Source organism: Rubellimicrobium mesophilum DSM 19309 (assembly GCF_000600335.2).
Classification (GTDB): Bacteria; Pseudomonadota; Alphaproteobacteria; order Rhodobacterales; family Rhodobacteraceae; genus Rubellimicrobium; species Rubellimicrobium mesophilum.
In genome coordinates this window covers 1-15,401 of record NZ_KK088622.1, presented here as the reverse complement: position 1 = coordinate 15,401, position 15,401 = coordinate 1, and the positions used below count along the sequence as shown (strand labels likewise).

Sequence of the window (15,401 nt, the reverse complement as noted above, 5' to 3'; positions counted from 1 at the left end):
CCGCCGCCTGCCGCTCGGCCTCGTCGGGGCTGGCCCAGCGGTACATCGGCAGGAGCGAGGCGATGCGCACGCCCTCGCCCGAAAGCGCCGCCTTGAAGCCGCGCACCCGCTCGGGGAACACCCGCGGCGCCTTGAACCACTCCAGGAAGTCCCCCCGGGGCGAGAGCTCGATCCAGTCGTAGCCCAGCTCCCGCACCTTGGCCGGCAAAGCCTCCAGCGAGAGATGGCGGTGCATGAAGGGGTCAAGCGCGATTTTCATCAGGTCTTTCCTTGGCCGTCAGGCAGGGATGGAAGGGTTGGTCGAGCGGGGACTGCCGGTCGGGGCCGAGCCCGTCCGAACAGGATCGCAAACAGTGCTTAAGGCCGCCTGACGACAACGCGCGCTGGAGGGCCCAGCCGCGCGATGCTCTCCGGCGTCAGGCGACTTGCGGCGCGTGGCCGTCTTGGCTGGCGGCGTAGCCCTCGATCATGGCCTCGAGCTCAGCCATGGCCTCGCCCCCGGCCATGAGGTCGGTGATCTCCTCGCGGGTCTTCTGGCCCTTGCGGAAGTCGGCAGCGACGGCGCCACGGATCAGCACGGCGAAGTGGTCGCCGACAGCCATGGCGTGGGTCACTTGGTGCGTGATGAAGATCACCGCCAGGCCCCGGCGCTTGGCCTCGTTGACGATGCGCAGGACGTGCGACGCCTGCTTGACGCCTAGCGCGGCGGTGGGCTCGTCGAGGATCAGCACGCGGGCGCCGAAATGGACTGCCCGCGCGATGGCCAGAGATTGGCGCTCACCGCCCGAGAGGCCGCCCACCAGGCGGTCGCCGTCGTCGATGCGGGTGATGCCGAAGTCGCGTACGGCCTTGACGGCGATGGCGTTGGCCTTCTTGCGGTCGAAGACCTTGAACGGCCCCCACCTCCTCGTCGGCTCCGCGCCCACGAAGAAGCTTCGCCCGATGGTCATCAGCGGGAAGGTGCCTCCGAACTGATGGACGGTGGCGATCCCCAGATCCGAGGCGGCGCGCGGGTTGTCGAAGCCGACCGGCTTGCCGTCGAGTTCGATTGTGCCGCTGGTCGGCCGATGGACGCCCGACAGCAGGCGGATCACCGTGGACTTGCCCGCCCCGTTGTCGCCCAGGAGGCAGAGCACCTCGCCCGCGCGGACCTCGAGGTTGATGTCGTGCAGGACGTCGTGCGGGCCGAAGCTCTTGTTGACCCCCCGCATCGCGAGGATCGGCGTGGATTTCGTCGCGGACATCAATGCGCCCCCTTCTTCTTGCCGGTGTAGCTCAGCGCCATCTTCCGGAACGTCTCGTTCATGGCGACCGCGATCAGCAGCATCGCCCCGATGATCAGGTTGGACCAGTTTCGGTCGATGTCGGTGAAGTAGATGCCTTGGCTCACCACCGCGAAGGTGATCGTGCCGAAGAAGATGCCGACGACCGAGCCGAAGCCCCCGGTCAGCAGCACGCCGCCGACCACGACGCTGACGATGGCGTTGAAGATGTAGCCCATGCCTCCCGAGACCTGGGCGGAGTTGAACTGGATCGCCTGGCACATGCCCACGAAGGCGGCGCAGGTCGCCGACAGGACGAAGAGCGCGATGGTGATCCGCTGGGTCGGGATGCCCGCGTTGCGGGCGCTGACCTTGTCGCCGCCCATGGCGAAGATCCAGTTGCCATAGCGGGTGCTGTGAACCACGAAGGCGAAGGCGACGGCGATGATCACCCACCAGACGATGGTCACCTGGTGGCTGCCGCCGATGAGCTGACCGAACAGGAACTTGGCCCAGTCCGGGGCGGTGACGGCGACGCTCGCGCTGCCGGTCAGCAACACCGAGGCGCTGAGCACGATCCCCTGCATGGCGACCAGGGTGCCCAGCGTGATGATCAGCGAGGGGACCGAGGTGCGCACCGTCAGCAGGCCATTGACGAGGCCCACCAGCGCGCCCAGGGCCAGGGCCCCGAGCATTCCCACGACGATCGGCAACCCGTAATAGCCCGACAGGATCGCGGTGGCCATCGAGCCCGCCGGGATCATGGCGCCGATCGAGATGTCGAGCTCGCCTGCAATCATCAGGAGTCCCACGGGGATCGCGACGATGCCGAGGTTGGCCGCGAAGTTCACCCAGCTCGCGGCGCCGAGTAGCGTGGCGAGGTCGACGCCGCCGAAGATGACGAAGAACGCGGTCACCGCAAGGAGGCTCAGGATCGCGCCTGCCTCGGGTCGGTAGAGGAAGGATCTCAGGCTCGTCATGCTCCTCTCCTCACGCCTTCTTGGTGGAGGCGCTCAGCGCCAGCTTGCGGAAGCCGTCGTTGGTCAGGACGGCGATGAGGAGCAGCGCGCCGATGATGATACTGCCGATGTTCGGATCGAGGCGGGTGAAGAAGATGCCTTGGTTCACGATGGCGAAGGTGATCGTCCCCAGGACGATGCCTACGACCGATCCTGCGCCACCGGTCAGGAGGACGCCGCCGATGACGACGCACATGATCGAGTTGAAGATGAAGGAACTGCCCGCCGCGACCTGCGCGCTGCCGAAGGTGATGACCTGGGTCACGCCGACGAAGGCAGCGGCAAAGCCCGACAGCATGTAGAGTTGAATGGTGACCCGGTCCGTCGGAATGCCCGCGTTGCGTGCGCTGTCGCGGTCGCCTCCGAGTGCGAATACCCAGTTGCCCCAGGGGCTGAGGTGCAGGAGGAAGAAGACGGCCGCGACGAAGCCGGCCCACCAGAAGATGACCACCTGGAACATATTGTTGATCGCCGATCCGAAGATCGACTTCGTGACGACATCGGGCACGATGAAGACACCAGTCGAGCCCGCGATCAGGATCGTGAGTCCCAGCGTCAGCCCCATGACCCCGAACATCGTGCCGATGGTGATGATCAGCGAAGGGATCGTTGTACGCGTGACAAGGAGACCATTGATCCAGCCGACCGCCAACCCGATGGCTAGGCCGCCCGCGATGCCGAGCGGGAGCGGAAGATCGTAATGGCCCGAGATGATCGCCACCGTCAGGCTGGAGGCCGGGAGCACCGCGCCGACCGAGATGTCCAGCAGCCCGGCGATCATCAGGAGGCCCACGGGCAGGGCCACGATGCCCACCTCGGCCGCCGCATTGAGCCAACTGGACCATCCCGGCGCCGTGATGAAGACCTGTCCGCCGAACAGGGCGAAGAAGGCGTAGGTGATGATCAGGCCGAGGAACGACCCGGTCTCGGGTCGCCTTGCAACTCGGCCGAATGCGCCGCGTGAATCTGTCATGCCTGCTTTCACTGTGCTCCGGCGCGACGGCCGATCGACCCTGGAGGCGAAAGGGGCCGCCCGATGGCACCGGGCGGTCCCGTCCCCGATCAGCGGGTGCCCTGCTGCGCCCCGGCCATGGTGGCCTCGATGTTCGTGGCGTCCACGACGCCGGGTCCGGTCAGGATCTCGCGGGTCGGGATGGAGAGGCCGTAGTTGACGTAGCCATTCAGGATCGACACGGCATAGAAGCCCTGCTGGTAGCCCTGCTGGTCGATCGCGCAGGCCTGAGCGCCGCTCTGGATCTGCGACAGGATGGCCTCGTCGAAGTTGACGCCGCAAACCCCGACGCTGTCAGCCTTGCCAGCCTGCGCGATGCCCTGGACCGTGCCGACGGCATCGAGGTTGGCGGTGGTGAACACCGAGTCCACCTCGGGATGCTGCAACAGGTAGGCCTTGATGGCCTGGGCCACGGCCGTCACGTTGCCCTCGGCGGTCGCCGGCAGGGGCAGGACCTCGGCCGTGCCGCCGCCCTGGGTCATGCCGTCGACGAAGCCTTGGCAGTAGGCTTCGATGTTGGCCGCGCCGGGCAGCGAGTTGATGCAGACGCCGCTCTTGCTGCCTGCCTTGGCGAGATAGTCGCCGCCGGCGAGACCCGCCTTGTAGTCGACCGCGCCGACGTAGTTCATCGCGCCCAGCCGGTCGGCGGCCTCGATGCCGCCGGCGTTGTAGACGATGAACGGGATGCCGGCGTCCTTGACCGCCTGGAAGGCCGGGTCCATGGCCTCGGGCACCCAGTCGGGGGCGACGATCGCCTCGGCGCCCTGGTCGATCGCTTGGCGGATCAGTTCGGCCGCGTCGACGCCGAGGTTGTCGTAGTTCTGGGGCCCGAGCCAGGTAACGGAGCCGCCCTGCGCCTCGACGACCTTCCCGGCATCCTCGGCGCCGCGCTTGACGATCGACCAGAACGGGTCGTCGGGCTTGCCGCCGATGACGAAGATGTTCGCGCCATCCTGCGCAACGGCGGCGCTCCCGGCTGCCGTGAGAATCGCCGCCGACATGAGAGCCACGGTCATGCGCTTCGTATGGGTCATTGCTGTCCTCCTCCCAGTTCGCCTAGCGGGCGACTTTCATTATCGTGATTTGCTCTCTATCTTGAAGGATCAGACCTATGTAGAACAAAATATCCTGGCATGATCTTATATATCATTAGGTATCATGATACGTTGATACGGGGAGGAGTGTCATGAAGCGACCGACGATCGCCGATCTTGCAAGGGCTGCCGGAGTCAGCGTTCCCACCGTCAATCGCATCCTGGGCGGATCAGCCAGCGTGCGCCCGGCCACCATCCAGCGTGTCCGGGACGCCGCGGAGGAGATCGGCTTCTATGGTCTCGGCGCGATCGACGCTCGGCGAAAGGAGGCGAAGCCCCGTTACCGGCTGGCCTTCCTGCTCCAGCAATCGAGCCGCGAGCTTTACCAGTTGTTCGCGCAGAAGATCAGGGAAGCGGCCAGCCAAAGGCGGGACGAGCACATCGAGCCGATCATAGAGTTCGTCGACCTGCTCGAGCCCGAGAACATCGCGGCGCGGCTGAGGGCTCTGGGCGAGGACACCGATGCCGTCGCCATCATTGCGGCGGATCATCCGCTGATCGCCCAGGCGATCCAGGGTCTGAAGGTCGATGGCAAGCCCGTCGTGACCTACATCACCGACCAGTCCGCGCCGGACCGCGCCGGCTATGTCGGCACCGACAACTGGAAGCTGGGTCGGACAGCCGCGTGGTTCATCGCGCAGACGACCCAAGGGCCGGGCCGCATCGCCGTGTTCATCGGCAATCACAGGTACCAATGCCAAGACGTCGCCGACGCGAGCTTCCGCTCCTACATTCGCGAGAAGGCCGGACACCTGACCGTCGAGGACAGTCGACTGACCCACGAAGAGGCCAGGGAGGCCCATAGGATGGTCTCCGGGCTGCTCGCGGAGGGCGACGACCTGGTAGGCATCTACATCGCCGGAGGCGGCATCTCGGGCGTCCTGCAGGCTCTTCGCGAGGCTCCGGAGGAGAAGCGCCGCTCAGTCCGCCTCGTCTGCCGGGATATTGGTCCCGAGACACGAAAAGGCTTGGCCGAGGGATTGATCACGGCGGCCCTGTGTCACCCTCTGGAGCAGACTTCGAGCCAGCTTGTGCAGACGATGATCGACGCGATCGGGCAGAAGGGGAGCAGCACTGTCCTGCAACGCACGGTTCCTTTCGAGATCGTGACCCCGGAAAGCGTCTGATTTCGGGGATGGGCGTCGGCTTCTTGTTGCTCAAGCTTGGTGGCGACAGGACGGCGATCCATGTTCATCAACGACATGGGGAAGCGCCTCGACCGTAGTGACCCTCGCGGTTCAGGCGCGAGGATGCGCTCCATGGGGATATCCTTTCGAGGCGTCATCGCACGAGAGCACCCGTGTGTCGCGCGTTGGGGTAGAACTTGGTCATCCATGTCGCTGTCTGCTTCACCAACCTCGATTGGGTCTCCACGCCAAACAGTCCGCACGAAGAGAGTGGAACGTCGCCTAGGCCCGAGGTCCGATATGCCGTATATGGTCGTTCGCTGGAGCGGCAGCGTAGACTTCGATGCCGCTTGCCCCGACTTCCATCCTACGGTTGGGTGCGCTGCGGCGTTTCGCATCGAGGTAGGTTGAAATGACTATGACGTCGGTCACTCTGGGGAGCATCGTGAGTATGTTGTGCCCGACCAGGGCTTCGAGCACGCCCCGCCCCGTCGGATCGGACCCGGGCAAGTTCGGAGCGCGACAGGCTGGGGATGGAGGCGCTCGCCACGGCGCCTGCATGAGCTCCAGACGAGTCGCGCCATAGGTCCGACCGGACCGAGCGTATGTCCCTGTTTTCGATCGGGATATAGGAAAGACAGTTACTCCCTGAGTTCTGCCCGGAGGATATATCGTGAACCCATCCTCTCCGCAGGCAACGATGGGCCTGACCTCTGACGAGGCCGCGCGTCGCCTCTCCGTGCATGGCCCCAACGCCCTGCCGGAGCCACGGCGCCGCGGCGTCCTTGGCCTCGTCCTCTCCACCTTGCGCGAGCCGATGTTCCTGCTCCTCGTCGGCGCGGCGGCCCTCTACCTCGTCCTCGGCGATTTGGGCGAGGGGCTCTTCCTCGTCTTTGGCGCGGCGGTCTCCGTGAGCCTCGTCGTTCTTCAGGAAGCGCGGAGCGAACGTGCCCTCGCCGCGCTTCGTCAGATGGCCGAGCCTCTGGCCCGGGTGCTCCGCGATGGGACGGAACGACGCGTTCCTTCGCGCGACCTCGTGCCCGGCGACGTGGTCTTGGTGGGAGAGGGGGAACGCCTTCCCGCCGATGGCGTGCTCCTTGCTGGCGATGCCCTGACCGTCGACGAGTCCGTCCTCACCGGCGAGTCCGTCCCGGTCTCGAAGCGCCTCATTGCTCCCGAGGAGCCCGAGTCTGACCCCGAGCCCGGGGGCGAGGCGCTGCCCTGGCTCTACTCCGGCACGCTCGTCACGCGAGGACAGGGCGTGGCGCGAGTGCTGCGGACGGGGGCGGCCACGCGCCTCGGCCGCATCGGCCTGTCGCTCGCCGCGATTGCGCCGGAGCCTACGCGCCTCCAGCGCGCGACGGCGCGGCTCATCGGCTGGCTGGGACTTCTGGCCTTCGCCTTCTGTGGGCTGGTGGTGGTGACTTACGGGGTCCTACGCGGGGACTGGATCGAAGGGACCCTCGCCGGGATCACCCTGGCCATCGCGCTCCTCCCTGAGGAGTTCCCGATGGTCCTCGCCATCTTCCTCGCGCTGGGTGCTTGGCGGCTTGCGCGCGAGAGGGTGCTGGCCCGCCGCTCCGCCGCCATCGAGACCCTGGGCGCGGCCACCCGGCTCTGCGTCGACAAGACCGGGACCCTGACCGAGAACCGGATGCGGCTCGCCGCGCTCTGGCGCGAGGAAGTGGGCGAAGTGGCGCTGCCCGGCTCGGTGCCAGCCTCGGTCGAGGGCCTGCTCCGTGCCGCTGCCCTGGCCTCGGCCCCGCGTCCCGTGGATCCCATGGACCGAGCCGTACGCGAGGTGGCGGGCGAGACCGAGGGCCTCCCCCTCGCCACCCACCCGCTTCGTCCCGACCGCCTCGCCTTCGTCCAGGCTTGGGCTGAGGGGGACGGCGCCCTGGTCGCCGCCAAGGGCGCGCCCGAGGCGATCATGGCGCTCTGCGACTCCGATCCCACCCGTGCTACGACGCTGGGGGAGGAGGTCGCCCGCCTCGCCGCCCGGGGCCTCCGCGTCCTGGCGGTCGCCTCCGCCCGCGTGCCTCTGGCCGACGCCGCTCAGGACCCTTCTGGCCTCCCCTTCGACTTCAAGGGCCTCCTGGCCTTCGAGGATCCGTTGCGCGCCGACGTGCCCGAGGCCGTGGCTCTCGCCCGCCACGCCGGAATCGAGGTCGCCATGATCACCGGGGACTACCCCGCGACAGCCTTGGCCATTGCCCGCGCCGCCGGGATCGATGCCTCCGCCGGTGTCCTCACCGGCCCCGAGATCGCCCGCCTCGACGCGCAAGAGCTGCGCGACAGAGTTCGCGGGGTCCGCGTCTATGCCCGCGTCATGCCCGAGCAGAAGCTGGCCCTCGTAGAGGCCATGAAGGCCGCGGGGGAGGTCGTCGCCATGACCGGCGACGGCGTCAACGACGCCCCGGCGCTCGAGGCTGCCCATATCGGCATCGCCATGGGACAGCGGGGCACCGACGTCGCGCGAGAGGCCGCCGACCTCGTTCTCCTCGACGACCGGTTCGCCTCGATCGTAAGCGGTGTGCGGCTCGGGCGACGCGTCTTCGCGAACCTCCGCAAGGCGCTGACCTACGTGGTAGCGATCCACGTCCCCATTGCGGGCATCGCGCTGGTGCCGGTCCTCCTGGGCCTACCTCCTGTCTTCTTCCCCATGCACGTGGTCCTGCTGGAGCTGGTCATTGACCCCGTCTGCTCCGTGGTCTTCGAGGCCGAGCCATCCGAGCGTGGCGCCATGGACCGCTCGCCCCGGCCCGTGCGCGAGCCGCTCTTCGGTCCCCGACAGCTCCTGGTGGGCTTCGTCCAAGGCGCCGTCATCCTCATCGTCGTTATGTCGATCTACGTCCTTGCGCTGAGCGCGGGCATGCCGGAAACGCAGGCCCGGGGTCTCGCCTTTGCCGCGTTGGTGGCCGCGAACCTGGCGCTGGCCTTCGCCGCCTCGGCCGAGCCGGGGACCCGCTTCTTCGACCCGCACCGAGTCGTCTTCTTCGGCATCGCAGGAGCCGCGACGGCCATCGTCGCCCTGATCCTCCTCTTGCCGTCGGTCGCCGGGATATTCGAGGTCACGCGTCCGCCGACCTCAGCCCTGGCGGCCGCGCTCGCGGCAGGGGTGATCTCGGGAGGCTGGTGGGGCGTCGTCCGCATCGCTCGGAACAGTCGCGCTCGCCGCTCGGCGTCTGCTTGAGGCCGTCACCTGCAAGCAGGCGCTGTCTGGTTTCTTCGTCGCTGCCCATGTGGACAGGCCTGTGGGCCTTGGTCGGGATCATGCGACCTCCGTGTCTTGAGACTCTGGCGTCCTGTCCTTCCGGACCGGGCAGGCCCCGTCGGTGCCCGGGGCTGTGGATCGTGGCTTCGGCGGGCTAAGCATTCAGGACTTACTGTCCGTTGCAGATCTTCTCCTCTACCGTCGACAGGACCTTGATGGCCCGCTGCATGGGGCCGAAGGGCCAAGTCACGTCGCTCTTGCGTGCGACTGTCCAATGGGCCTGAACCGGGTTGGGCGTCGTGGACAGGTGTGGTCTTGATCCGATAAGCCTCGATAGAGCGTCTGGTCGGGCCGACCCGTCGCCAGCGGATGTTCAATGCCCCGCCCTTGCGGACCCCTGTGTCCACAGGGAAAGCGTAAGGAGACGTTCCATGAAGATCCAGCGCGCCGGCTCCCTCCCGTCCGGCCAAGGCCCTGCTGAGTGGTTCACGGGCCGCGTCCGCATCGACCCGCTGTTCGCGGCCGAGGCGCCTTCCCGCATGGCAGGCAACCTCGTGACCTTTGAGCCGGGCGCGCGGACGGCTTGGCATACGCATCCCGTGGGGCAGACGCTGATAGTCACTCAAGGCCTTGGCTGGGTGCAGCGCGAGGGCGAGCGGAAGGAGGAGGTCCGCCCCGGCGACGTGGTCCGCTTCGCGCCCGGGGAGCGGCATTGGCACGGCGCCTCCGCCAGCGCCGCCATGAGCCACATCGCGATCCAGGAGGCCCATGACGGCCAAGCCGTCGCCTGGATGGAACAGGTCAGCGACGAGGATTATCGGGGCTGAAGCTAGGATGGACCCCGCCGCGCCACGGGCAAGGGGCGTTCGTCCAAGAGCCGAACAGGAAGCGACCTGCTTGGCCGCTCGCCCGGGCCAGCCCCTCAGCCTTGGTCGTCGTCCGAGGACGCCTGCGCAGGGTCACTGCGGCCGAGCAGACTGGACATCACTGCGACGCGGCAGGTGATCCCATCCGGTGCGCCTTCAGGGCTGCTGCCTCGAGCGCTTCGCCGATCGCCTTCATGAAGCCCGTTGCCTCCGCGGCGTCCAGGCCTGCGGCCGTGGTGCCCCGGTAGGATCGGTAGGCCTCGACCAAGGCTGAGGCGGACCCGATACGCCCTCGGAGCATGTCCGCCCCGCCGCAGATGACGGCCTCGACCGCGCGCAGGGCGACCTGTTCGGAAAGGCCGCGGCCACGGGCGTCGGCGAGCATGGCGACCGCCATGAGGGCCGGATAAGCGGCCCCGGACCCGGAGAGACCCGTCAGGTAGTCGATCTGGCCTTCGTCGGGAATCTCGTCCTCCGTCCCGATGGCGCCGAGAAGGGCGCGCACGGCCTCGCGGTCGGCGTCCGTCACCTCGGGCGCGGCGAGCCAGGGGGTGTAGGAGCCGCCATGCTCGGCCGCGCCGTTCGGCAGGGCGCGCACGATCCGCCCGCCGGTCCGCGCCAGCGTCGCCATCGTCACCCCCGCCATGAACGACACGACCAGCCGCCCTGGCGCATTAAGATGGAGGCTGGAGTAGTCCTCGGGCCGCACCGACAGCACCACCACGTCCGAGCGCTCCACAAGGTCCGCCGCATCCGTGGCCCAGGTGACGTCGCGGTGACCCTGATAGTCGGGCCGGGGGCCGCTGCGGTTCAGCAGCACGAGGTCCCGTGCCGCGACATGTCCGGTCCCCAGCACCCCGCGTCCAAGCGCCGAGCCCAGCCAGCCGGTTGCTCCGATGATTCCCAACCGCATCAGGCGGCCTCCTCGTCATTTGGGTCATAGCCGAACCGGGCGTGGAACCGCGCGAGCTCGCGGGGCTCGGGCGGCTGCCCGGTGAAGATGTTCACATAGAGCGGGACGCGGCGCATCCGCTCCGCCAGCGTCTCCCGCACCTGCAGGGCGATGTAGCCGATCTGGGTGAGATAGACAGCGTGCGCCCGCACGTCGGATTCGAGCAGCGGGTGGCCCCATCGCTCCATCATCGCGCCCAGGGCGGCGAGCCGCTCGCGGTCGGCGGCATTGAGCCGCTCCATCATCGCGGGAGACTGCAGCGCCCAGCTCCGCACCGCGAACTCGAAGCGGGAATCGAAGACGGCCGGGTCGATCACGGCGGCGATGACGTTCAGCATCGCCTCGGACTCGGTCTCGGCGTAGGCCTGCGTGGCGGCGATCAGGGCCGCGCTGTTCTTGGCCGCCCACCGGTCGGCGAGCGCGGCCAGCAGCTCCTCCCGGTCCTTAAAGAACCAGTAGAAGCTGGTTCGCGCGAGGTTCAGCCGCTGCGCCAGCGGCAGGATCCGCACGGCGTCAACGCCCCCTTCGACCAGCGCCTCGTAGGCGGCATCCAGCCAGAGCTCCGCCGATCCGCGCGCGCCCGTGTCGTTCAAGCCCAGCCCCTCGCGTTATCGGTCGCGTCCATCGCTGAACGCGATCTTGACACCATTGCACAGGGCCGTCTAGTCCTGTGCGCGACCCTCCAGCCCGGTGCGACCCCGATGTTCAGCGATCCTCTCCTCCAGCCTTACCAGCTCAAGCACCTGACGCTCCGCAACCGCGTCATGATCACCAGCCACGAGCCCGCCTATCCCGAGGACGGGATGCCCAAGGAGCGTTACCGCGCCTACCATGTGGAGCGGGCCAAGGCGGGGATCGCGCTGACGATGACGGCAGGGTCCGCCTCCGTCGCCCGCGACAGCCCGCCCGTGTTCAACAACATACTCGCCTGGAAGGACGAGGTCGTTGGCTGGATGCGCCAGATGGTGGACGAGTGCCACGACCACGGCGCGGCAGTGATGATCCAGCTCACGCACCTGGGCCGCCGCACCCGCTGGGACAAGGGCGACTGGCTCCCCGTTGTCTCCTCCTCCCATGAGCGCGAGGCCTCGCACCGCGCCTTCCCCAAGCGGATGGAGGAGTGGGACATCGCCCGGATCATTGGCGACTACGCCGACGCCGCCGAGCGGATGAAGGTCGCAGGTGTCGACGGGATCGAGTTCGAGGCCTATGGGCATCTGATGGACCAGTTCTGGTCGCCGCTGACCAACGACCTCGACGCACCCTATGGCGGCTCGCTCGAAAACCGCCTGCGTTTCACCTTCGAGGTGCTGCAGGCGGTGCGCGACCGCTGCGGGCCGGACTTCATCCTGGGCGTCCGCTACACCGGCGACGAGATGCAGCCGGGCGGCCTCACTCGCGAGGAGGGGTTCGAGGTCTCGCGGATGCTGCGGGACAGCGGGCTCGTGGACTTCCTGAATGTGGTCCGGGGCCATATCGACACGGATGCCGCGCTGACGGACGTGATCCCGATCCAGGGGATGCCCTCGGCGCCGCACCTCGACTTCGCGGGCGAGATCAAGGCCGCCACGAACTTCCCGACCTTCCATGCTGCCCGCATCCCCGACCTCGCCACCGCGCGGCACGCCATCGCCTCCGGCAAGATCGACATGGTTGGTATGACGCGCGCCCACATGACCGACCCGCACATCATGCGGAAGGTGCTGGAGGGGCGCGAGGACGACATCCGCCCCTGCGTGGGCGCGAACTACTGCCTGGATCGCATCTACCAGGGCGGCATGGCGCTCTGCATCCACAACCCGGCCACGGGTCGCGAGACCTCAATGCCCCACGACATCCCACCCGCCCCCGCGAAGCGACGGATCACCGTCATCGGCGCCGGCCCGGCGGGGCTGGAAGCAGCCCGTGTCGCCGCCGAGCGGGGGCATGAGGTCACGGTCTTCGAGGCCGCCGATCAGCCCGGCGGGCAGATCAGGCTGACAGCCCAGAGCGAGCGGCGGCGCGAGATGATCTCGATCGTCGCCTGGCGCATGGCCCAGTGCGAGAAGCAGGGTGTCCAGTTCAACTTCAACACCTTCGCCGACGCCGACGCGGTGCTCGCCACCTCGCCCGACGAGGTGATCGTCGCCACTGGCGGCCTGCCGCACACCGAGGTCCTGCAAGAGGGCAACGCACTCGTCGTCTCGGCCTGGGACATCCTGTCGGGCGATGCGCGGCCGGGGACCAACGTGCTGGTCTACGACGACGCGGGCGACCATGCGGGCCTGCAGGCCGCCGACCTGATCGCCGCCACCGGCGCAAAGGTCGAGATCGTCACCCCCGATCGCTCCTTCGCGCCCGAGGTCATGGCTATGAACCTTGTCCCCTACATGAGGAGCCTGCAGCGCCGCGACACGACCTTCACCGTGACGTGGCGGCTTCTCACCGTGCGGCGCGAGGGCAACCAGCTTCGCGCGGTGCTGGGGAGCGACTACGGCGACATGGTTCGCGAGCGGGTCGTCGATCAGGTGGTGGTCAACCACGGCACCAGGCCGCTTGACGACATCTACTTCGAGCTGAAGCCGCTCTCTGCGAACGGCGGCGAGGTGGACTACGAGGCGCTGGCGACCGGCGCGCCGCAGCGGGTCGTCAAGAGTCCCGAAGGGCGCTTCCGACTGTTCCGTATCGGCGACGCGGTCGCTGCCCGCAACACCCATGCCGCGATCTATGACGCGTTGCGGCTGGTGAAGGACCTCTAGGCTGGCAGGAACGAAGGGAACTGGCATGGCGACTCGGTCAAGTGAACTGCAGGACGTGCTGGACGCAGCGCGGGAAGCCTATCGGGTCCACGCCCGCGATCCCCGGTCGGTCGCCTCGCTGGCGCGCATCTTCGGCGCGCTCGACTCGCCTGCCGAGCCTGGGCGGACGGGTGGCACGCGGCTGCCGGTCTGCGACCTGCTGCCTGCCGCCGCCGATCCGGCGCGCTTCGCGGACCCGTCGCTGCGCCGGCTGGTCGAGACGTTCCTCCGGCTCGAGCCCGCGCTCACTTGGCGCCGGCGCGGCGGCGAGGCCCCGAACGCCAGCCCCGACTTCGTCGATGGGCATGCCAACGCGGTGATCGCCGGGCCGGGCGGGCTCGAGAACCGCCACGACGTCTGGCTCGGGGTCTCGCTGGTGGCTCCAGGGGTTCGCTACCCGGACCATCACCACGCGCCGGAGGAGACCTACCTCGTGCTGAGCAGGGGCGCCTTCCGCCAGGGTGACGGCCCCTGGTTTGAACCCGGCATCGGCGGCTCCTTCCACAACACCCCCGACATCCTTCACGCGATGCGCGCGGACGACGAGCCGCTGTTCGCGTGGTGGGCGCTCTGGTCGGGCTGATCCAGTCGGGCAGGCCCGAACCGCGTCCGAGAGGCCCATTACCCGTGCCATTGCGCCCGCGGTAATGCACATTGGCTCTGGCTCGGTGACCTCCGGCCAGAACCTTACGCGCAGCGGGATGGGGGACAGAGGTCGCCGGGTCTCGCAGGGGGCACCGGCGAATGGGGTCACGAGACCTCGCGAGATTGATTGAGGGTGTACAGCGCACCCGAACTTGCTGGCGCAGGACCAGCCCGACGGCCCCTGGAGGGTGTCGTTGGACAGGAATCGGACCACACCGAATCGTGGCGGAACGCCGGAGGTGCGGTTCGTGGCATTCGGTTGGGCGTGTCGCTCGTGGCTCGCCCGATCAGTCAAGCAGCAGGTCGGCCGCCGCCGCTAATCCGCCCGAGATGACGGTGAGGGGCGGATTCATGATCGTCGAGGCGATCCCGAGGCGCCAACCCGCGACATCGGTCGCATCCTCGATCATGCCACGTGAAGCGCACGCCGGAATGGCGCGCGGCCTACGGCAATGCGGCCGTCATGCACGGCGTGGACACCGGCCTCTAGTACGGAGAGTTCGTCGTCCTCGTCGGTCCCTCCGGCTGCGGCAAGTCCACCCTTCTGCGGATGTTCGCGGGGCTCGATGTCATCACTGGGGGCGAGGTCGCCATAGACGAGCCGTGCGTCAACGAGCTCGAGCCCAAGGACCGGGACATCGCCATGGTGTTCCAGAACTACGCGCTCTATCGGCAGATGAACTGGGGTCGTCGCCAACGACGGCCTGCGTCTTGTTGGCGGGTCCAAAACAGGAGCGCCCCGCGCAACCGGATGCGCGCCGAGGCGGCAGGTGCGCTACAGCCTCCGGCCGGAGGACGTGCGGGTTGGCGAAGGCCTCGAGGGGCGCGTCGCCGACGGTGTGCCGACCAGTGCCGAGACCCACCTCGTTATCGAGGTCGCGGGGAGTGAAGTCACGGTCATAGCCAAAGGACGCCTGTCGCCCCGTTCCGGCGACCAGGTGCGGCTGACCCTCGAAAGCTCGCGAGGGCAACTCTTCGATTCGGGAAGTGGACTGCGCCTCCAATGTCCGGAAGCGGGCTGGTGATCCCCGTGCTGGCCATCTGTCCAAAAACCGGGAGTCTCGCTTCGACACGAGGTTGACCGCCAGGGCCACGGATCGCCTCGCCGCAGGAAGACCTGCGAGGCAAGACGCATCGGCGGAGCCGACATCGTAGGGCTGGCGACGACTGCCCTCGATTGTGGCTGGTCGACGCCTTCGCGCCGGACCCGCTGTGCGGCGAGTTGCCCGCTGTTGAACGCCTGGGATCAGGCGCCCTGGCGGTGGAGGATGACGGCGAGGGTTTTGCGGGCGATGCGGAGGTCGAGGGCGAGGGAGGCGGTTCGGACGTAGAGGAGGTCGGCCTGGACCTTGGCGCGGATGCCGTCGGGGCCGTCGGCGTAGCCCAGCTCGGTCTGGGCCAGGCCGGAGATGCCGGGCTTGACGGCGTGGCGG

15 protein-coding genes and 1 pseudogene are annotated in these 15,401 nt (G+C 68.0%); 7 read left to right on the top strand and 9 right to left on the bottom strand.

All coding sequences use genetic code 11. The features are described from left to right. From RUMESO_RS21365 to RUMESO_RS21345, 5 genes are all read right to left on the bottom strand, one after another. Positions 1-259: TIM barrel protein (locus RUMESO_RS21365; protein WP_037283555.1), on the bottom strand; the 259-nt coding region annotated here is incomplete at its 3' end. A 157-nt stretch (positions 260-416) separates the two neighbouring features. Further along, positions 417-1,244 carry an ATP-binding cassette domain-containing protein gene (locus tag RUMESO_RS21360; protein ID WP_037283551.1) on the bottom strand — a complete coding sequence of 276 codons (828 nt, stop codon included), beginning with the start codon at positions 1,242-1,244 and terminating at the stop codon, positions 417-419. Then, entirely contained in the window at positions 1,244-2,242 is a 999-nt protein-coding gene (locus RUMESO_RS21355) for an ABC transporter permease (protein WP_037283548.1), read from the bottom strand. The genes RUMESO_RS21360 and RUMESO_RS21355 overlap by 1 nt, the downstream gene beginning before the upstream one ends. A gap of 10 nt (positions 2,243-2,252) precedes the next feature. After that, positions 2,253-3,254 (bottom strand): ABC transporter permease, encoded by a 1,002-nt coding sequence (locus RUMESO_RS21350; protein WP_037283546.1) that lies wholly within the window; start codon positions 3,252-3,254, stop codon positions 2,253-2,255. A gap of 89 nt (positions 3,255-3,343) precedes the next feature. Continuing rightward, on the bottom strand, positions 3,344-4,327 hold the full coding sequence (locus RUMESO_RS21345; protein WP_037283543.1) for a substrate-binding domain-containing protein: 984 nt from the start codon (positions 4,325-4,327) through the stop codon (positions 3,344-3,346). Positions 4,328-4,479: 152 nt separating this feature from the next. On the opposite strand from RUMESO_RS21345, the gene RUMESO_RS21340 reads away from it, so the two are divergent. The 3 genes from RUMESO_RS21340 (at position 4,480) to RUMESO_RS21330 (ending at position 9,555) form a co-directional block, all read left to right on the top strand. Then, positions 4,480-5,514: a LacI family DNA-binding transcriptional regulator gene (locus RUMESO_RS21340; protein WP_037283541.1), complete on the top strand. Its 1,035-nt coding sequence runs from the start codon at positions 4,480-4,482 to the stop codon at positions 5,512-5,514. 700 nt (positions 5,515-6,214) lie between these two features. Next, entirely contained in the window at positions 6,215-8,707 is a 2,493-nt protein-coding gene (locus RUMESO_RS21335; RefSeq protein WP_037283539.1) for an HAD-IC family P-type ATPase, read from the top strand. A gap of 452 nt (positions 8,708-9,159) precedes the next feature. Next, positions 9,160-9,555 (top strand): (R)-mandelonitrile lyase, encoded by a 396-nt coding sequence (locus tag RUMESO_RS21330; RefSeq protein WP_037283537.1) that lies wholly within the window; start codon positions 9,160-9,162, stop codon positions 9,553-9,555. A 157-nt stretch (positions 9,556-9,712) separates the two neighbouring features. Here the strand turns inward: RUMESO_RS21330 and RUMESO_RS21325 are convergent, their stop codons facing one another. Both RUMESO_RS21325 and RUMESO_RS21320 read right to left on the bottom strand, forming a co-directional pair. Continuing rightward, entirely contained in the window at positions 9,713-10,507 is a 795-nt protein-coding gene (locus tag RUMESO_RS21325) for a pyrroline-5-carboxylate reductase family protein (protein ID WP_037283536.1), read from the bottom strand. Beyond that, positions 10,507-11,139 carry a TetR/AcrR family transcriptional regulator gene (locus RUMESO_RS21320; RefSeq protein WP_037283534.1) on the bottom strand — a complete coding sequence of 211 codons (633 nt, stop codon included), beginning with the start codon at positions 11,137-11,139 and terminating at the stop codon, positions 10,507-10,509. The genes RUMESO_RS21325 and RUMESO_RS21320 overlap by 1 nt, the downstream gene beginning before the upstream one ends. 108 nt (positions 11,140-11,247) lie before the next feature. Between RUMESO_RS21320 and hpbA the strand changes: the two genes are divergently transcribed. Together hpbA and RUMESO_RS21310 are read left to right on the top strand one after the other, a co-directional pair. Beyond that, positions 11,248-13,284: an N-methyl-L-proline N-demethylase HpbA gene (gene hpbA, locus RUMESO_RS21315; protein WP_037283532.1), complete on the top strand. Its 2,037-nt coding sequence runs from the start codon at positions 11,248-11,250 to the stop codon at positions 13,282-13,284. 25 nt (positions 13,285-13,309) lie between these two features. Beyond that, on the top strand, positions 13,310-13,906 hold the full coding sequence (locus RUMESO_RS21310) for a dimethylsulfonioproprionate lyase family protein (protein ID WP_037283530.1): 597 nt from the start codon (positions 13,310-13,312) through the stop codon (positions 13,904-13,906). A 349-nt stretch (positions 13,907-14,255) separates the two neighbouring features. Here RUMESO_RS21310 and RUMESO_RS28000 read toward each other — a convergent pair whose 3' ends face one another. Beyond that, positions 14,256-14,378 carry a hypothetical protein gene (locus tag RUMESO_RS28000; RefSeq protein WP_281177595.1) on the bottom strand — a complete coding sequence of 41 codons (123 nt, stop codon included), beginning with the start codon at positions 14,376-14,378 and terminating at the stop codon, positions 14,256-14,258. A gap of 53 nt (positions 14,379-14,431) precedes the next feature. On the opposite strand from RUMESO_RS28000, the pseudogene RUMESO_RS27995 reads away from it, so the two are divergent. After that, positions 14,432-14,857: pseudogene (locus RUMESO_RS27995) on the top strand (ATP-binding cassette domain-containing protein). Next, positions 14,739-14,993: a TOBE domain-containing protein gene (locus RUMESO_RS24650; protein WP_245639373.1), complete on the top strand. Its 255-nt coding sequence runs from the start codon at positions 14,739-14,741 to the stop codon at positions 14,991-14,993. The pseudogene RUMESO_RS27995 and the gene RUMESO_RS24650 overlap by 119 nt, the downstream one beginning before the upstream one ends. A 221-nt stretch (positions 14,994-15,214) precedes the next feature. On the opposite strand, the gene RUMESO_RS21305 is transcribed toward RUMESO_RS24650, so the two are convergent. Continuing rightward, a partial coding sequence (locus tag RUMESO_RS21305) for a sugar transferase (protein WP_037283528.1) occupies positions 15,215-15,401 on the bottom strand: 187 nt, incomplete at its 5' end.